The sequence below is a fragment of the Streptomyces sp. NPDC050546 genome (assembly GCF_044457425.1).
GTDB lineage: Bacteria > Actinomycetota > Actinomycetes > Streptomycetales > Streptomycetaceae > Streptomyces.
Window position 1 is genome coordinate 281,920 of sequence record NZ_JBITGX010000002.1, and the last position, 17,980, is coordinate 299,899.

Here is a 17,980-nt window from a genome sequence, read left to right on the forward strand (position 1 = left end):
CACCGTATGAGGCGTCGGTGAAAGAGGCATGAGAGGAGTCGATCAGGATCGGTCATTCCAGGATCAACCGGGTCGGCCGCAGGCGGATGGGCGGTGGCAGCCGCAGCCCGTCCCGGCCCGGGGTCACCGATCCCAGCACGCTCGGATGCCGGGCACCGGTGCTCGCGGGTGAGCTGCCGGGCAGGCCGTGCAGGGTCAGGAACCCCAGGACGGCGAAGGCGTAGGCCTCCTTCGCCCCGGCCGGCAGCCCCAGTTCGTCCGACGCGCGCACCGTCACCCCGGGCAGCAGCTCCCCGAGCATCCTCATCAGCACGGGGTTGCGCGTCCCGCCGCCGGAGGCGATCACCTCCGTCGCGTCGACCGCTCGCACCGCGTCCGCCACGGTCCGGGCCGTGAGCCTCGTCAGCGTGGCGACGACGTCCTCGGCGGGCAGCGTCCCGAACCCGGCGAGCGCGTCCCGCAGATGACCGAGATGGAAGAGCTCCTTTCCCGTTGTCTTGGGCGCGGGCAGCGCGTAGTACGGCTCCTGGAGCAGCCGGTCCAGCAGCGGCCCGTGCACCCGGCCCCGGGCGGCCAGAGCCCCGTCCGTGTCGCAGGACAGCGCTCCGCCGCTGAACCCCCGCGCCGCCGCGTCGATCAGCGCGCAGCCCGGCCCGGTGTCGAAGGCGGTCCCGTCGGGTGCGGTGAGGTTGGCGATTCCGCCGACGTTGAGTGCGACGGGCCGGCCCGGCCGGCCGCGCAGCCACAGCTGGTCGACCAGGCCGACCAGCGGCGCGCCCTGCCCGCCGGCGGCGATGTCACGCGGCCGGAAGTCGGCGACGACCGGCAGCCCGGTCGCCTCGGCGATCCAGGCCGGCTGCCCCAGCTGGAGCGTGCCGTGGACCTCCCCCTCGGCGACCCAGTGGTACACGGTCTGCCCGTGCGAGGCCACCGACTCGGCCCGCCCCTCGCACAGTTCCCGGTCGGCCCGGAGCCCGGCCGCCGCGAAGGCCTGCCCGATCCGGGTGTCCAGCCGGCACACCTCGGCCAGCGTGGTGGTCCCCGGCGGCAGGGCGGCCGACAGGGTCTCGCGCAGTGCGCCGTCGTACGCCTCGCTCACCATGCCGAGCGGCTTCAGTACCAGGCTGTCGCCGACGAGGCGCAGCTCGGCCGCCGCCGCGTCGATCGCGTCGTACGACGTGCCGGACATCAGACCGATCACCCGCATCGCCTCAACCGGTCCTCTCCTCCACCGCCTTCGGCCCGAGCGCTCTCCGCGAGGGCAGCGTGAGCAGGGCCGGTACGCTCACCGCGCACGCCGCCGCCGCGTAGTACGCGGGGATGTCCACGCTCCCCGTCCGTTCGATCGTCTCCGTGATGATGAGCCCGGCGCACCCCGAGAACACCGCATTGGACAGCGCGTAGGCGAGTCCCAGGCCCGTGTACCGCACCCGCGTCGGGAACATCTCCGACAGCATCGCCGGGCCCGGCCCCGCCATCAGCCCCACCACGGCACCCGCGCCGCACACCGCCACACCCTTCACGGTGTTCGAAACGCCGGGCTCCTGCAGAAGGTCGAGGAGCGGAACCGAGAGGACCACGACCAGCGTCGCGCCCGTCAGCATCACCGCCCTCCGGCCGAGCAGGTCACTGAGCAGCCCCGCCGGCACGATCGTCACCGCGAAGCCCAGATTGGCCAGCACGGTGGCGACCAGCGCCTGCTGGAAGGTCGCACCCAGCGAACTCTGCAGATACGACGGCAGCACGACGAGGAACGTGTATCCGGCCGCGGCCCAGCCCATGATCCGCCCCGCGCCCAGCGCGATCGCCCTCGCGACCTCGCGCGGCGGAGGCGTCTGCCGCGACCGCTCCGCCACGAACTCCGGTGTCTCGTCCAGCCGCAGCCTCAGCCACAACGCGCCGAGGCCCAGCGGCAGCGTCAGCAGGAACGGCAGCCGCCAGCCCCACGCGCCGAGCTGCTCCTCGCTCAGCACGGTGGCGAGCAGCGCAGCCGCGCCCGCACCGCCCAGCAGCCCGAGTGCGACCGTGAACGACTGCCACGACCCGTACAGCCCCCGCCGGCCCGGCGGAGCGAACTCCGTCATCACCGACACCGCCCCGCCGAACTCCCCACCGGCCGACAGCCCTTGGAGTACCCGCAGGAAGGTGAGCAGCCAGGGCGCCAGCGCACCCGCCTGCGCGTACGTCGGCAGCACGCCGATCAGCGTCGTCGCCACCGTCATCAGCGTGATCACCAGGACCAGCACCGGCCGACGGCCGACCCGGTCCCCGAGACGGCCGAAAAGCGCCGCCCCGACCGGTCGGAAGAAGAACGCGAGCGCGAACGACGCGTACGTCTTCACCAGAGCCTCGATCTCACTGCCGCCCTCCGGAGTGAAGAACCGCGCCGCGATGATCGTCGCGAAGTAGCCGTAGACGCCGAACTCGTACCACTCGATGAGATTGCCCACCGACCCCGCGACCAGCGCCCGCCGGCCGCGCCGTGTGTCCTGTCCCTGGTGAATGGCCGTCACCTCCCGTACCGTTGTGCCTTGTTGACCCGAAGGCGGCTGGTGACGGGCCGGATGCGCCGTCCGGTCGCCGTCGGTGTCACCCGTCGCGGCAACAGGTGCCCGGACCGCCCTCCGCTCAGGCAATCGGACGGCTACGCTCGACGTCTGTACGTCGTTCGGGCGACTTGGGGAGGTAGCGGGATGACGGAGGTACGGCCCACGGCCGGCGCCTCGGCTTCCCTTTGGGAGCGTGACGAGGAGGTCGCCGCCGTCGCGCGGGCGGTCGACGGCCTGTGCGCGGACCGCTCCTCGTCCGGCGGACTGCTGGTCTTCCGCGGCGAGGCCGGACTCGGCAAGACCACGCTGCTGGCCGAAACCCGCCGCATCGCCGAGGCCCGCGGCTGCACGGTCTGGTCGGCCCGCGGCGGCGAGACCCTTCGGTCGGTCCCCTTCAACGTGGTACGGCAGTTGCTTCAGCCGGCACTGGTGTCGATGCTCCCGGAGGAGGCCCGCGAGTACCTCGGCGACTGGTACGACATCGCCGGCCCCGCCCTCGGCATCGCGGAACCCGGCGACCGGCAGGCCGACCCGCAGGGCGTGTGCGACGGACTGGTCGCCGCCGTGCGCCGGCTCGCCCGCCGGGACTGGCCGCTGGTGCTGCTGATCGACGACGCCCACTGGGCCGACCAGGAGACCCTGCACTGGCTCGCCGGGCTCGCCGGGCGCCTCGACGAGATGTCCGTGCTGGTCGTGGTCACCCGCCGCCCCGGCGAGGTCTCCGGCACCAGCGCCCGCCATCTCGACACCGTCGCCGCCGCCGCGGACGGCCCCGTCGCGACGCTGAGCGCCCTCACCCCGGACGCGACGGCCGGACTCACCCGCGCCACCCTCGGCCCGCACGCCGACGCCGCGTTCTGCCGCGAGGTCTGGGCCGTCACCGCGGGCAACCCCTACGAGACCGTCGAACTCCTCGCCAAGGTCCAGGACAGCGAGGTCGAACCCGTCGAGGCCCGGGCCGGGGAGCTGCGCGAGCTGAACCGCTCGGCACGCGGCGGCGGCCTCGTCGCCCGCCTGGAGGAACTCGGCATCGACGCCACGCGGTTCGCCTGGGCCGCCGCCATCCTCGGCACCGGCATCACCACCGGCCTGGTCGCCAAACTCGCCACCCTGGGGCCCGACGACGCCCGCCGCTGCGCCGAACTGCTGCGCACCGCCCGCATCCTCACCACACCCGACCCCGCGACCGGCCGCGGCGCCGACGGCGACCTGGAGTTCGTCCACCCGCTGATCGCCACCGCCGTCTACAACTCCATACCCGACGCCCTGTGCACCGCCATGCACGGCATAGCCGCCCGGATCGTCACCGACGAGGGGCGCGGCGCCGCCGCGGCCGCCCGCCACCTCCTCGAAGTCCACCCGGACGACGACGAGGAACTCGTCGGGCAGCTGCGCGAGGCCGCCCGCGAGCACCTCGCCGTCGGCGCACCCGACGCCGCCCGCCGCTGCCTTGAGCGCGCCCTGAGGGAACCGCCCCGGCCCGAGTCGCAGCCGCATGTGCTCTACGAACTCGCCGAGGCCACCTTCCTGACCGCGCCCGCCCGCACCATCGGCCATCTGCGGACCGCGCTCGGCATGCCCGGCCTCGGTGGGGACAAGCGCGTGGACGCCGTCTTCCGCCTCTCCCAGGCGCTGCTCCACAACGACCAGCTGGAGGAGGCGGTCCGCACGGTGGAGGCGGAGGCCGCCCGGCTCCGGCCCGGCCCCGCCCGGATGCGGCTCCAGGCCGTGCACTTCATGTGGGAGGGCATCCACGCCGGCGAGGCCACCTCACCCGACCGCTCCCGGCGGCTCGCCGACCTCGCCGCCACCTGCACCGGCCGGGACAACTCCGAACGCGCGCTGCTCATGCTGCGCGGCTTCGACGCCCTGATGCACGGCGAGAACGCGGAGGAGGTCGCCGAACTCTGCGACCGCGCCCTCGTCAACGGCCGCCTGGCCCCCGGGCTCGGCTGGACCGACACCGAGTGGGGCATCGAACTGCTGCTGATGCTGGCCAACGCGTACGCCTTCACCGACCGCCTCGACCGCGCCGAGACCCTCTACAACGAGGCCCTGCGCGCCTACGAGACGGCCGGCTGGAGCGGCGGCCACCTCGCCCTCGCCCACGCCTACGTCGGCCTCGGCCACCGCAGGCGGGGCCGTCTGAAGGAAGCGGAGTCGTCCCTGCGCGAGTCGCTGCGCCTCGCCGAGCGCGTCGGCCGCGGCCTGCCGCTGTACTGGTCCGCGACCTGCAACCTCGTCGACACGCTGCTCGCCCGCGGCCACGTCCAGGAGGCCTGGGAGGTCGCCGAACGGTACGGCTTCGCCCCGCCCTACCCCTCCACCATCGTCCTGCCGGACCCGCGCTCGGTGCGCGGCAGGCTGCTGCTGGCCGTCGGCCGTACCAAGGACGGCATCAACGAACTGGAGGCCGCCGAGAAGGCGGCGGCGGCACGCGGCCACCACAACCCCGTGCTCGTCCCCTGGGCGGCCGACCTCGCCCGGGCGCTCAGCACCGAGGACCCGGCCCGTGCCGCCCGGCTCGCCGTCGACGTCCGCCGGCAGGCCGAGCGCTTCGGCACGGACACCGCCATAGGCGAGGCCCTGCGCTGCGCCGCCGTCCTGGAGACCGGGCAGCGCGCGGTCCGGCTCGCCGCCCAGGCCGTCACCTACCTGGAGGCGTCGCCCTGCCAGTACGAGCACGCGGCGGCCCGCATCGAGTACGGCATCGTGGCCCGCTCGGTGAGCGACCTCGAACGCGGCCTGGACCTGGCGGTCTCGTGCGGCGCCGACGGACTGGCGGAGCGGGCGCGAACCGTGCTCGCGGCCGGCGTCGGACCGGCGTAGCTCAGACCACGACCGGCAGGGTCACCCTGCCGTGCCGTCCTCCTCCGCGAGCACCCGCTGGGCCGTCGCGAACGCCGAGTTCGCCGCCGGCACCCCGCAGTACACGGCCGTCTGCAGCAGCACCGCGCCGATCTCCTCGGGCGTGAGCCCGTTGCGGCGGGCCGCCCGGACATGCATGGCCAGTTCGTCGTAGTGGCCGTGGGCGACCAGCGCGGTGAGGGTGATCATGCTGCGCTCGCGGCGCGACAGCGTCGGGTCGGTCCAGATCTCGCCCCAGGCGTAGCGCGAGATGAAGTCCTGGAAGCGCGCGGTGAAGGGGGTCTGCCGGGCCTGCGCCCGGTCGACGTGCTGGTCGCCGAGCACCTCGCGCCGCACCTCCATCCCGCGGCCCGCGGGCCCGCCGAAGTGGGCCCGCAGCGCGGTCAGCACGGCCTCCGGGCACTGTGCGGGGGCCAGGTGCGAGGCGCCCGGGAGCTCTACGAGCGTCGAGCCCGGCACCGCGTCGGCGATCTCCCGCAGATGCGCGGGCGGCGTCGCCGGATCGTCGCGGCCGGCGACCAGCAGCGTCGGCACCGCGATCTCGGGCAGCCGGTCCCGCAGATCGAACGCGGCGAGCGCGTCACAGCAGGCGGCGTACGCGTCCGGGTCGGCGTCCCGGTGGTCCCGCACCAGCTCCGGCACGGTGAACCCGGATGTGAACCAGCGCGCGTCCGCGCCGTCCGCCAGCCCGGCCAGCCCCTCCCGCCGAACCAGCGCGGCCCGTTCCTCCCACGGCCCGCGGCCGTTGAAGTGCGCCGACGAGCAGATCACGGCGAGCGAGGACAGCCGCTCCGGACGGTGCACCGCGAGATGCAGGCCCACGGCCCCGCCCAGCGACACACCCGCGTACGCGAACCGTTCGACGCCCAGCGAGTCGGCGAGTGCCAGCACCAGGCCGGCGAGGTCACCGACCGTCGCGCCGGCCTCGATGAGCCCGGCCGGCGATCCGCCGTGCCCCGGCAGATCCCAGCGGACGACCCGGTGGGTGACCGACAGCTCGGGCGCCACCTTGTCCCACAGGGCGTACGACGTGCCGAGTGAGGGGCCGAGCAGCAGCGGGGGAGCGGAGGCGGGGCCTTCGATGCGGTGGTTCAGGAGTGTCAACGTCGCTCCAGAGCACGGTCGGTGAGGGCTCCGGCGGAGCCGGTGTAGTGGGTGGGGTCGAGGTCGACGTCCGCCAGCTCCGGTGCCTCGGCGAGCGGGCGCCCCCCGGCGGCCAGCCGGGTGAGGAGCTCCTTGGCGCGGGCCCGGCCCAGCACCGGGGCCAGTTCGGCGGACAGCCGCTCGGAGACGATCAACCCGCCGGTCAGGTCCAGGTGTTCACGCATGACCTCGGACCTGACCCGCAGTCCCTCCGCCAGCTCCACCGCGTCCCGGGCGGCCCCGCCGGCCAGCCGCAGCAGGTCCCGCAGCGGCTCCCACTCGGCGTGCCAGGACCCGGCCGGCCGCTCGTCCTCCGCCGCCAGCGAGCCGTACAGCGTGGCCGCGAGCTGCGGGGCCCGCCGCGCGGCGGAGGCGATGAGGGTGGACCGTACGGGGTTGGACTTGTGCGGCATGGCGGACGAGCCCCCGCCGCTGCCCTCCGCGACCTCGGCGATCTCGGTGCGCGACAGGGTGAGGACGTCCCCGGCGAGCTTGCCGAGCGCGCCCGCCGTGAAGGCGAGGCATCCGGCGAGGTCGGCGACGGGTGTCCGCAGGGTGTGCCAGGGCAGATCGGGTGTCCTGAGGCCGAGTTCACGGGCGTACGCCGCCGGCAACCCGGTCGGATCGCTCGCGCCGTACGCCCCGAACGCCGCCAATGTGCCCGCCGCGCCGCCGAGTTGGGCGGGCAGCGAGTCCCGTACGGCCGTTGTGCGGTCCCGCGCGTCGAGGACCAGCGCCCGCCATCCGGCCGCCTTCAGCCCGAACGTCGTCGGTACGGCGTGCTGGGTGAGGGTCCGCCCCGGCATCGCGGTGTCCCGGTGCTCGGCGGCCAGCCGGGCGAGGGCCTGCTCGGTGCGTCCGAGGTCGGCGAGCACCAGGTCCAGGGTCCGCGCGGCGACCAGCATCGTCGCCGTGTCCATGATGTCCTGGCTGGTAGCGCCCCGGTGGACGTAGGGGCCGTACTCCTCGCCGACGGCCTTCGTCAGCTCCGCGACCAGCGGAATGACGGGGTTGCCGCCCGCGCGGGCCCGCTCGGCGAGGAGCCGTACGTCGAAGGCGCCTGCCGCCGCCTCGGTCACCGCTGCCGCGGCCTCGGCGGGGGCGAGCCCCAGCGCCGCCTGCGCCCGGGTCAGTGCCGCCTCCGCGTCGAGCAGCGCCCGCAGATACGCGGGGTCGCTCGTGGCGGACGCGGCCGCCGAGTCGGCCCACCCGGGGGCGAGCAGGCCGGTGTCGCCGTGCGCAGCTGTCACTGGAACTCCAGGAAGACCGTCTCGCCTTCGCCCTGAAGGCGGATGTCGAAACGGTACGTGCCGCGCGCCTCCTCCACGGCGATCAGCGTGTCGCGGCGCCCGTCCTCCAGCCGGGACAGCAGCGGGTCGGCGGCGAGCGCCGCCGCGTCGCCGGGCAGGTAGATCCGGGTGTACAGATGCAGCAGGAGCCCGCGCGCGAAGACGCAGACACTGAGGTACGGGGCGTTCCGCCCGCGCGCACCGGGCCGCAGCGTGCGCGCGTACCAGTGGCCGTTCGCGTCGGTCTGGATGCGTCCCCAGCCCGTGAACTCCACGCCGTTGCGCCCCAGGAAGCCGCCCGAAGCCGGATCACGGCGCATCGAACCGTCGGCCGTCGCCAGGTTGCCCTCCGGGTCCGGGCCCCACAGTTCGATCAGGGCGTCGGGCAGCGCGTTGCCCTCGCCGTCGGTGACGTACCCGTGCACGGTGACCGTGTCCGGGTGCCCGGCGGGCGCGATGTCCTCACCGCCGCGGAACGGCAGGGCGTGGCCGTAGAACGGGCCGACGGTGTGCGAGGGGGTGGGCAGCACGCTCTCGGGCCTGCTGGTGTCGATCTTCGTCATGGCAGGTCAGCGTCCTTCTTCGATCCAGGTGGCCTGCGGTCCGTCGAGCACGATGTCCCAGTGGTAGCCCATCGAGAACTCCGGCACCGACAGGCTGTGGTCGTAGGTGGCGACCAGTCGCTGCCGGGCCGCGTCGTCCGTCACCGACTGGATGATCGGGTCGTAGGGGAAGAGCGGGTCGCTCGGGAAGTACATCTGTGTCACGAGCCGCTGGGTGAACGCCGAGCCGAAGAGCGAGAAGTGGATGTGGGCCGGCCGCCAGGCGTTGACGTGCTGGCGCCAGGGGTACGGGCCCGGCTGGACGGTGGTGAAGCGGTAGTGGCCCTCGGCGTCGGTGAGCGTGCGGCCCACACCGGTGAAGTTCGGGTCCAGCGGGGCGTCGTGCTGCTCGCGCTGATGGGCGTAGCGGCCCGCCGAGTTGGCCTGCCAGATCTCCACGAGCTGGCCGCGCACCGGGCGGCCCTCGCGGTCCAGCAGCCGGCCGGAGACGGTGATGCGCTCGCCGACCGGCTCGCCGTCGTGCTGCCGGGTGAGGTCGTTGTCGATCTCGGTGATGTCCCGCTCCCCGAAGGCCGGTGAGGACAGTTCCACCAGCTCCGGGTCCTTGCTGACGTCGATGGTGACCGGCGGCTGCTTGGGGTGCCGGAGCACCGAGGAGCGATACGGCGCATAGTCCCGCCGCGGCTGATGCTCCACGGGCCCGCCGTCGGCGAGCCGCTTCTCGTACGCGGCATGCTCGGCCGCGATCTCCTGATCGATGTCGTGCTGAGTGAGAGTCATGGAAATCCCTGAGGGCTCTTGAGGATCTCGCCCCAATAGGGGCGCGGGGAACTGCGCGACCAGCCACGGACGGCCCGCAGCCGAAAAGAGGGCTACCGTTCGAGAACGAGGGCGAGCCCCTGGCCCACCCCAATGCAAAGGGTGGCCACACCCACACCGCCCCCGCGCCGGGAGAGCTGGTGAGCCACCGTGCCGGCAAGCCGGGCCCCGGACGCACCGAGCGGATGCCCGAGGGCGATCGCCCCACCCTGCGGATTGAGAATCGCGGTATCGAACTCGGGCCACTCGGCCACACACCCCAGCACTTGGGCGGCGAACGCCTCGTTCAGCTCCAGCACGGACAGGTCGGCGAAGGTCCTGCCAGCCTTGGCCAGCGCCCGGTTGACCGCTTCGACGGGCGCCAGCCCGAAGTAGTGCGGGTCGGTCGCGGAGACACCGGTGGCGGACACCCGGGCCAGCGGCTCGCGCCCCGTGGCCTTCAGCCCCTCCTCGTCGACGAGGAGCAACGCGGCGGCCCCGTCGTTGAGCGGTGAGGCATTGCCCGCCGTCACCGTGCCGCCCTCCGTCCGGAACGACGGCTTCAGCTTGGCCATCGTCGCCAGGGACGCATCCGGACGGACACACTCGTCGGCGGCGAAGGAGACCGGCTCGCCCTTGCGCTGCGGAACCGCCACGGCCGCCAGCTCGGTCTCGAACAGACCGGCCCGCTGAGCCTCGGCCGCCTTCTCATGGCTGCGCAGCGCGAACTCGTCCTGCTGCTCGCGGCTGATCTTGTGCTTGTCGGCGATGAGTTCGGCCGACTCGCCCAGCGGAATCGTCCACTGCGGCTCCATGCGCGGGTTGACCATGCGCCAGCCGAGGGTGGTGGAGTACAGCTCGGTGTGCCCGGCCGGGAAGGGCTTGTCGGACTTGGGCAGTACATAGGGAGCCCGGGTCATCGACTCCACACCGCCGGCCACGGCGATCGAGGCGTCCCCGAGGGCGATGGCGCGGGCCGCCTGGATCACGGCCTCCAGACCGGACGCGCACAGCCGGTTGACGGTCACGCCCGGCACCGAGGTGGGCAGACCCGCGAGCAGGGCGGCCATGCGGCCGACGTTGCGGTTCTCCTCACCGGCGCCGTTGGCGTTGCCGAAGTACACGTCCTCGATCCGCGCCGGATCCAGGTCCGGGGTACGGGCGAGCAGTTCGCGGATCGCGTGCGCGCCCAGGTCGTCCGGGCGGACGGAGGCCAGGCCGCCGTTGTAGCGGCCGATCGGCGTGCGGACCGCGTCGACGAGGTAGACGTCCTTCACTTCAGGCCCTCCGGCACGGTCAGTTCGGCGTCGGTCCTGTCGGCGATCTCCTGGGCGCTCACGCCCGGCGCGGTCTCGACCAGGACGAGCCCGTCCTCGGTGACGTCGAGGACACCGAGGTCGGTGATGATCCGGTTCACACAGCCCTTGCCGGTCAGCGGCAGGGCGCACTCGGTGAGGATCTTGGGGGAGCCGTCCTTGGCGGTGTGGGTCATGACGACGACGACCGTACGGGCGCCGTGCACCAGGTCCATCGCCCCGCCGATGCCGGTGATCAGCTTGCCGGGGATCGCCCAGTTCGCCAGATCACCGGCGGCGGAGACCTGCATGGCGCCGAGCACGGCGACATCGATGTGCCCGCCCCGGATCATGGAGAAGGACAGCGCCGAGTCGAAGAAGGACGCGCCCGGCAGGACCGTCACGGTCTCCTTGCCGGCGTTGATCAGGTCCGGGTCGACGGTGTCCTCGGTGGGGTAGGGGCCGGTGCCCAGGATGCCGTTCTCCGATTCGAGGACGACCTCGACGTCCTCGGGCAGGTAGTTGGGGATGAGGGTGGGCAGGCCGATGCCGAGGTTGACGTACTGGCCGTCCCTCAGCTCCCGCGCCGCCCGCGCGGCCATCTGTTCACGCGTCCAGGCCATCAGGACCTCACCGTCCGCTGCTCGATCTTTTTGTCCGCCGCCTGCTCAGGGGTGAGCGCGAGCACCCGCTGCACGAAGATGCCGGGCAGGTGCACCGCGTCCGGATCGATCTCGCCGGGTTCCACCAGCTCCTCCACCTCGGCGATCGTCACCCGCCCGGCCATCGCGGCCAGCGGGTTGAAGTTCCGGGAGGACTTGTTGAAGACCAGGTTCCCGTGCCGGTCGCCCTTCGCCGCCCGGACCAGGGCGAAGTCGGTGCGGATACCCCGCTCCAGCACGAACTCCTCGCCGTCGAACTCCCGGACCTCCTTCGGCGGTGAGGCCAGCGCGACCCCGCCCTCACCGTCGTAGCGCCACGGCAGACCGCCCTCGGCGACCTGGGTGCCGACCCCGGCCGGGGTGTAGAAGGCGGGGATCCCCGCGCCGCCGGCCCGCAGCCGCTCGGCCAGCGTGCCCTGCGGGATCAGCTCGACCTCCAGCTCCCCGGCCAGGTACTGCCGGGCGAACTCCTTGTTCGCGCCGATGTAGGAGCCCGTCACCCGGGCGATCCGGCCCGCGGCGAGCAGGACCGCCAGGCCCGACTCCATCGCCCCGCAGTTGTTGGAGACCACCGACACCCCGGCCACCCCGCGCTCGTACAGCGCCTGGATCAGCACGTTCGGCACACCGCTCAGCCCGAAACCGCCCACCGCGAGCGACGCGCCGTCGGGCACATCGGCCACCGCCTCCAGGGCTGTGGCGACCACCTTGTCCATCCGAGAAGCCCCATCTCTTCCGAGCGCCCCGACCTTGATTAGTCAGCGCACTGAGTATTTCCGTGAAGCTCCTCTCACGCTGCCATCGCCGCAGCAGGGCGTCAAGAGCTTGGTGTATGTGCCTCTGATCCCTTGTGCAGCCAGCAGACAGCCCGGGAGCGGACCGGTATTGTTCAGTGCACCAACGAAAACGATCGAGGGGTGCACATGGCGGCGGCCGACCTCACCACCCACCCCGGGCACCTGGCCCGGCGGCTCCAGCAGGCGCACTACCTGCTGTGGAACACGATGGTCTCCGAGGAGATCACCTCGCCCCAGTACGCGGTCCTCAACACACTCGTCGCCGAACCCGGGCTGGACCAGCGCACGGTGGGGGAGCGGGTGGGACTCGACCGGTCCACCATCGCCGAGGTGATCAGCCGGCTCATCCGGCGCGGACTGCTCGACAAGGTCCGTGACCCGCAGGACGGCCGCCGTTTCCTGCTGCGCCTCACCGAAGAGGGGGTGCGTACCCACCGCAAGCTGACCGTGCGCACCGCCCGGATGAACCAGATCTTCCTCGCGCCGCTGACCGCCGAGGAGCAGACGGTGTTCTTCGACCTCATCCGGCGGGTGTCGGACGCGGCCGAAGGCCTGCGCAATCCGGGGGAGTCCCTGGTGGCGCCCCGCTGACCGGCGCGGCCCGTGCGGGCCGGTCAGGGCGCCTCGGCGTACACCACCCACACCTGGCCCTTCGCGAAGTTCACTGGTGTGCCGTCGCGGGTGGTGAACGCCGTGCCGTCCGTGGCGTCCTCGCGCTCCCAGTTCACGTCATGGGCCCGCCCGTCGCGCAGCACCTTCGCCTTCCCCGAGCCCACCGTCTCGGTGTACGGCGTGTTGTTGCCGAGGAAGTCCCGGAAGGCGGACTCGCGCACCTTCACGTACTGCACGACGACCGTCGCGGCCGCCAGCCGCTTGCCGTCCGCCGTCGTGGCCGGAGTGCCGTCCATGCCGACCAGCCAGCGGTCCCGGGAGTCCGACCAGGTGAACGTGAAACGGGCCGCCGGATAGCGCACCGTCTGCGAGGTCGTCCCGGTGCCGCCCGCGGGGGCGGAGCCGTAGCGGAAGCCGGTGGTCAGGGCGGCCCGGCCCGGGGCTTCCGGCATGATCCGCTCGGGCCGCACATAGAGGTTGTGCGGGGCCGACCTGTCGGGGTCGCGGAAGAAGGCGTCGGAGGCGCTGCCCGGCGTCGCCGCCCGCAGCGGCGCCTTGTCGATCAGCGGCAGAAGCTTCGTCTGGGCGCCGGAGAAGGCGAGTGTGGGCCGGTCGAACTGGCGCAGCAACTCCAGATCCGACTCACGGGCACTGCGCACCGGGCCTACCGCCTGCGGCAGCTTCGTCGCGTACACCGCCATCAGGCGGCTCAGCCCGCCCTCGACCTGCTCCACGTACACCACGTCCGCGGCATCGACACCCGTGGGCGGCCGGGCCGTACCGGCGTTGTCGATCTTCACGGCGAGCACGGAGCCGTCGGTCGCCGTGGGTGAGGCGTCGCGCTCCGACGCACTGGCCGATCCCCGACCGTCGTCCGGCGGGCCGCTCCCGGTCGTGCAGCCCGCCGCAAGGGCCGCCGTCACCGTCGCGGCCAGCAGCGCCGCTGTCGTCGCCGCCCGCCGTCCGCGCGCCTCTCGTCCCATGCCCACCGTCGCCACCGCGCCTCGTGTCAGCTATTTATCCTGATTGTGCGCTTATCTGAGCATCGATGGCCACACTCGATCGTTTCTGGCCGGACGGTGTCCCTGTCGCGTCCGCCGATCGGCTCAAGGTTCAGTGCGGGGCACCCGGGTACTCGGGGACCCGCCGAAACGACCGACGCGCACGCCGACGAAGGGAGCGCGAGGCGATGAGGGCAGTGACCTGGCAGGGCAAGCGTGACGTGCGCGTGGAGAACGTGCCCGATCCGACGATCCAGGAACCGACGGACGCGGTCATCCGCATCACCTCCACCGGGTTGTGCGGGTCCGACCTGCATCTGTACGAGGTGCTCACGCCGTTCATGACACCGGGGGACATCCTCGGCCATGAACCCATGGGCATCGTCGAGGAGGTCGGCGCCGGTGTACCGGACCTCCAGGCCGGGGACCGGGTCGTGGTGCCGTTCCAGATCGCCTGCGGCAACTGCTGGATGTGCCTCACCGGCCTGCCCACCCAGTGCGAGACCACCCAGGTCAGCGGCGAGGGCATGGGTGCCGCCCTGTTCGGCTACACCCGCCTGTACGGCGCCGTGCCGGGCGCACAGGCCGAGTACCTGCGGGTCCCGCAGGCGCAGTTCGGCCCGATCAAGGTCCCGGAAGGCCCGCCCGACGACCGGTTCGTCTACCTCTCCGACGTCCTGCCCACCGCCTGGCAGGCGGTCGCCTACGCCGACGTCCCGCAGGGCGGCAGCGTCGCCGTGCTCGGCCTCGGACCCATCGGCGACATGGCCTGCCGCGTCGCCCGGCTCCGGGGCGCCGGGCGGGTGTTCGGCGTGGACCTGGTCCCGGAGCGGCTGCGGCGTGCGAAGGCGCGGGGCGTGGAGACGTACGACCTCAGGTCCTTCGACGACGAGAAGGAGCTCGTCGCCGCGATCCGCGACGAGACCGACGGGCGCGGGCCCGACGCCGTGATCGACGCGGTCGGCACCGAGGCCCACGGCAGCGCGGCCGCGCGCATGGTGCAGTACGCCTCGTCGATCCTGCCCAGCAAACTGAGCGGTCCGCTCGCCGAACGCTTCAGCGTCGACCGGCTCGCCGCGCTGAACACCGCCATCGACCTGGTGCGCCGCGGCGGCACCATCTCGCTGTCCGGTGTCTACGGCGGCCAGGCGGACCCGCTGCCGCTGCTCACCCTGTTCGACAAGCAGGTCCAGATCCGGATGGGCCAGGCCAACGTCCGCCGCTGGAGCGACGACATCATCCCGTACCTGACCGACGAGGACCCGCTCGGCGTCGAGGACTTCGCCACCCACCGGGTGCCGCTGTCGGAGGCCCCGCACGCGTACGAGATGTTCCAGCGCAAGCAGGACGGCGCGGTCAAGGTGCTGATGCAGCCCTGAGCCCCGCTCAGACCCCGAGGATCTCCGCCAGGTCGTAGCGGACCGGCTCCTGGAGCTGCGCGTAGGTGCAGCTCTCGGGGGTCCGGTCCGGGCGCCAGCGGCGGAAGCGGGCGGTGTGCCGGAAACGCTGCCCGTTCTCCATGTGGTCGTACGCCACCTCGGCCACCCGCTCGGGCCTGAGCGGCACCCACGACAGGTCCTTCCGGCCCGACCAGCGGCTCGGCGCCCCGGGCAGCCGGGCCTTCTCGTGCGCCGCCTCCTCGGCCCACGCCGCCCACGGATGGCCCGTCGCGTCGTCCAGCCGCAGCGGTTCCAGCTCCTCCACCAGCTCGGCACGCCGCTTCATCGGGAAGGCCGCGGAGACGCCCACGTGCTGGAGGGTGCCCCGGTCGTCGTACAGGCCGAGCAGCAGCGAGCCCACGACAGGGCCGCTCTTGTGCAGGCGGTACCCGGCGACGACCACGTCCGCCGTCCGTTCGTGCTTGATCTTGAACATGGCGCGCTCGTCCGGCCGGTAGCGCACCGTCAGCGGTTTGGCGATGACACCGTCCAGACCCGCCCCCTCGTACTGCTCGAACCACTGCCGCGCCACCTCGATGTCGGTGGTCGCGGGCGCCAGGTGCACCGGTGCCGTCACCCGCGCCAGCTCCCCGGCCAGCAGCTCCCGCCGGTCGGTCATCGGGACGTCCATCAGCGACTCGTCCCCCAGCGCCAGCAGATCGAAGGCCACGAGCGAGGCCGGCGTCCGCTCCGCCAGCGTCCGCACCCGAGAGTCGGCCGGGTGGATCCGCTCCGTCAGCGCGTCGAAGTCCAGATGCCCCTCCCGCGCGATCACGATCTCCCCGTCCACCACGCACCGCTCGGGCAACCGCTCCCGCACAGCCGTCACCAGCTCGGGAAAGTACCTGGTCAGCGGCTTGCCCGTACGACTGCCGAGCTCGACCTCGTCCCCGTCGCGGAACACGATCGCCCGGAACCCGTCCCACTTCGCCTCGTACTGCATACCGGCCGGAATCGCCGCCACGGACTTGGCGAGCATCGGCAGCACGGGGGGCATCACCGGGAGATCCATGCCTTGACTCTACGAGCGGCACCGGAGGTCCGCCTGTTGAGTGACCGGCCGAAAGCCGCAGGTCAGGGCGAGATCGCCCGGGATGCGGCGCTCTGCCGACGGCGACACACTGGAACGTGGCGTGCTCTGATCAGGAGGATCCGTGTGGGCTACGACCAGCTTCCGCTGAACTCGCTCTTCTCCGGTGCTGACGACGCGCTGCTGGCGCTGCTGTCCGACGCGCCGGCCGAGGCCGTCGAGCGGGCGCACGAGTACAAGATCCTCCGCAACGTCCTGGACGGTACGCCGGCCGCGGTGGCCATCCTGGACGAACGGCTGCGCTTCCGGTTCGTCAACGACGCCATGGCCCGGATGAGCGGCGTACCGCCGGACGAGTTCCACGGCAGAACCATGGCCGAGGTCCTGCCGGGCATTCACCGCTCGGAGGACGTCCTGCGCATGATCCTCGGCGACGGCCGGCCCCGGGCGCTGACCGTCACCGGCACGACACGCGTGAGTTCGCCGTTCCGGCACCGCCAGTGGAGCGCTGTCTACCACCGGCTGGAGGACCATGGCCGGGTGCTCGGCCTGTGCGGGGTCGCGGTGGAGGTCAGCGGTCTGCGCCAGTACATGGACGACCTGGAGCGGGCCCACCAGCGCCTTGCCCTGCTGGACACCGCCGCCACCCGGGTGGGTACGACCCTCCACGTCGAGAAGACCTGTGCCGAGCTGGCCGAATTCGTCGTGCCGAGCCTGGCCGACCGGGCCTCGGTGTGGGTCCTGGACACGGAGGAGGTCGCCGACCTGCCGCCTCCGGCCCCGGGCGTTCTCCGTCTGAGGGTCATCGCCTCGGCCGGCGGAGCGGACGTCGTCGGCCGCGTCGGGCTGACCGCGAAGGCCGGATACTACTTCGACGTCCCCCGCGACTCGCCGACCCGGAGCTGCCTGGACACGGGCCGGCCGTGGGTCGGGAACCTCGCCTCGGACGACGTACTGCTGAAGATGCTGCGCACGCCGCTCAACGTCGAGGTGTTCCGCGAAGTCGGGATCCACTCGGTGGTCGCACTTCCCCTGCCGACGCGGGAGCACCCGGTCGGATTCGTGTACCTGTGCCGGGCCGGGGATTCCGCGCCCTTCACCGACGAGGACGTGGTGGTGGCCCAGGAACTGGCCGCGCGGACCGCCGTCGCCATCGACAACGCCCGCCAGTACAGCCTCGAACACTCGATGGCGCTGGAACTGCAACGTGCCCTGCTGTCCGAGCCGGGCGGCCCGCACCCCGACATCGAGACGGCCTCCCGCTACCTCCCCGCCGGGCAGCGCGCCCTCGTCGGCGGGGACTGGTTCGACTCGATGGCCCTGCCCTGCGGCCGCACCCTCCAGGTGATGGGCGACGTCATGGGCCACGGCTTCACCGCCGCCGTCGCCATGAGCCAGTACCGCTCCCTGCTGCGCAGCATCGCCGCCACCGGCGCCCCCGTCGAACGGATCCTCCAGGAGGCCGACCACCGGCTGGCGAGCATCGGCCTGGACCGGGTGGCCACCTGTCTGCTCGCCCTCGTCGACCCCCACGAGGGCACCTGCACCTTCGCCGGCGCGGGACATCCACCACCCGTCCTGCTGCACCCCGACGCCCCCGCCGAACTCGTGCACGTCTCGACCGGCCCGCCCTTGGGCACCGACCTCGGCGGATACGAGGCCCTGACCCTGCCCCTGCGCCCCGGAACGGTGCTGCTCATGTACACCGACGGCCTGATCGAGGACCGCCGCAGGGACATCGACGCCTCACTGCGCCGCCTGACGCATCTGCGCCTCGACCTCGACGGCTCCCTGGAGAGCGTCGTCGACGCGCTCCTCGCACGCCTAGTGCACGGCACCACCGAGGACGACGTCACCCTGCTCGCCACCCGTCTGCGCCCCGTCTGACGCGGCAGCGCTCCGCGTGCGAGGCCCGCGCCCTCGGCCTACCGTGG

General features: G+C 72.7%; 15 protein-coding genes. 4 read left to right on the plus strand and 11 right to left on the minus strand.

What is annotated here, in order from left to right:
* Window positions 1-52: 52 nt before the first annotated feature.
* Window positions 53-1,207, minus strand: a complete 1,155-nt coding sequence (locus ACIBK5_RS06045) for an anhydro-N-acetylmuramic acid kinase (protein WP_399016687.1) — start codon at window positions 1,205-1,207, stop codon at window positions 53-55.
* A gap of 4 nt (window positions 1,208-1,211) precedes the next feature.
* Window positions 1,212-2,513 (minus strand): MFS transporter, encoded by a 1,302-nt coding sequence (locus ACIBK5_RS06050; RefSeq protein WP_399016689.1) that lies wholly within the window; start codon window positions 2,511-2,513, stop codon window positions 1,212-1,214.
* A 180-nt stretch (window positions 2,514-2,693) separates the two neighbouring features.
* Between ACIBK5_RS06050 and ACIBK5_RS06055 the strand changes: the two genes are divergently transcribed.
* Window positions 2,694-5,378 (plus strand): ATP-binding protein, encoded by a 2,685-nt coding sequence (locus tag ACIBK5_RS06055; RefSeq protein WP_399016690.1) that lies wholly within the window; start codon window positions 2,694-2,696, stop codon window positions 5,376-5,378.
* A gap of 21 nt (window positions 5,379-5,399) precedes the next feature.
* Here the strand turns inward: ACIBK5_RS06055 and pcaD are convergent, their stop codons facing one another.
* From pcaD to ACIBK5_RS06090, 7 genes are all read right to left on the minus strand, one after another.
* On the minus strand, window positions 5,400-6,521 hold the full coding sequence (gene pcaD, locus ACIBK5_RS06060; protein WP_399016692.1) for a 3-oxoadipate enol-lactonase: 1,122 nt from the start codon (window positions 6,519-6,521) through the stop codon (window positions 5,400-5,402).
* On the minus strand, window positions 6,518-7,810 hold the full coding sequence (gene pcaB, locus ACIBK5_RS06065; protein WP_399016694.1) for a 3-carboxy-cis,cis-muconate cycloisomerase: 1,293 nt from the start codon (window positions 7,808-7,810) through the stop codon (window positions 6,518-6,520). Before pcaB ends, pcaD begins: the two co-directional genes overlap by 4 nt.
* Complete coding sequence (gene pcaG / locus ACIBK5_RS06070) at window positions 7,807-8,412, minus strand: protocatechuate 3,4-dioxygenase subunit alpha (RefSeq protein WP_399016696.1); 606 nt, start codon at window positions 8,410-8,412, stop codon at window positions 7,807-7,809. The genes pcaB and pcaG overlap by 4 nt, the downstream gene beginning before the upstream one ends.
* Before the next feature lie 6 nt (window positions 8,413-8,418).
* Entirely contained in the window at window positions 8,419-9,192 is a 774-nt protein-coding gene (gene pcaH / locus ACIBK5_RS06075) for a protocatechuate 3,4-dioxygenase subunit beta (protein ID WP_399016698.1), read from the minus strand.
* 92 nt (window positions 9,193-9,284) lie between these two features.
* Entirely contained in the window at window positions 9,285-10,487 is a 1,203-nt protein-coding gene (locus ACIBK5_RS06080) for a thiolase family protein (protein ID WP_399016700.1), read from the minus strand.
* Window positions 10,484-11,128, minus strand: coding sequence for a CoA transferase subunit B (locus tag ACIBK5_RS06085; RefSeq protein WP_399016702.1), 645 nt, complete (start codon window positions 11,126-11,128; stop codon window positions 10,484-10,486). Before ACIBK5_RS06085 ends, ACIBK5_RS06080 begins: the two co-directional genes overlap by 4 nt.
* Window positions 11,128-11,883, minus strand: a complete 756-nt coding sequence (locus ACIBK5_RS06090; protein ID WP_382486434.1) for a CoA transferase subunit A — start codon at window positions 11,881-11,883, stop codon at window positions 11,128-11,130. Before ACIBK5_RS06090 ends, ACIBK5_RS06085 begins: the two co-directional genes overlap by 1 nt.
* Window positions 11,884-12,090: 207 nt before the next feature.
* Between ACIBK5_RS06090 and ACIBK5_RS06095 the strand changes: the two genes are divergently transcribed.
* Window positions 12,091-12,555: a MarR family winged helix-turn-helix transcriptional regulator gene (locus ACIBK5_RS06095; RefSeq protein ID WP_399016704.1), complete on the plus strand. Its 465-nt coding sequence runs from the start codon at window positions 12,091-12,093 to the stop codon at window positions 12,553-12,555.
* 23 nt (window positions 12,556-12,578) lie between these two features.
* Here ACIBK5_RS06095 and ACIBK5_RS06100 read toward each other — a convergent pair whose 3' ends face one another.
* Window positions 12,579-13,559, minus strand: coding sequence for a DUF3048 domain-containing protein (locus tag ACIBK5_RS06100; RefSeq protein ID WP_399016706.1), 981 nt, complete (start codon window positions 13,557-13,559; stop codon window positions 12,579-12,581).
* A 206-nt stretch (window positions 13,560-13,765) separates the two neighbouring features.
* Between ACIBK5_RS06100 and ACIBK5_RS06105 the strand changes: the two genes are divergently transcribed.
* On the plus strand, window positions 13,766-14,956 hold the full coding sequence (locus ACIBK5_RS06105) for a zinc-dependent alcohol dehydrogenase (RefSeq protein ID WP_399016708.1): 1,191 nt from the start codon (window positions 13,766-13,768) through the stop codon (window positions 14,954-14,956).
* 7 nt (window positions 14,957-14,963) lie between these two features.
* Here the strand turns inward: ACIBK5_RS06105 and ACIBK5_RS06110 are convergent, their stop codons facing one another.
* Window positions 14,964-16,028: an ATP-dependent DNA ligase gene (locus tag ACIBK5_RS06110; RefSeq protein WP_399016710.1), complete on the minus strand. Its 1,065-nt coding sequence runs from the start codon at window positions 16,026-16,028 to the stop codon at window positions 14,964-14,966.
* A gap of 144 nt (window positions 16,029-16,172) precedes the next feature.
* On the opposite strand from ACIBK5_RS06110, the gene ACIBK5_RS06115 reads away from it, so the two are divergent.
* Entirely contained in the window at window positions 16,173-17,933 is a 1,761-nt protein-coding gene (locus ACIBK5_RS06115; protein WP_399016711.1) for a SpoIIE family protein phosphatase, read from the plus strand.
* Window positions 17,934-17,980: the final 47 nt, after the last annotated feature.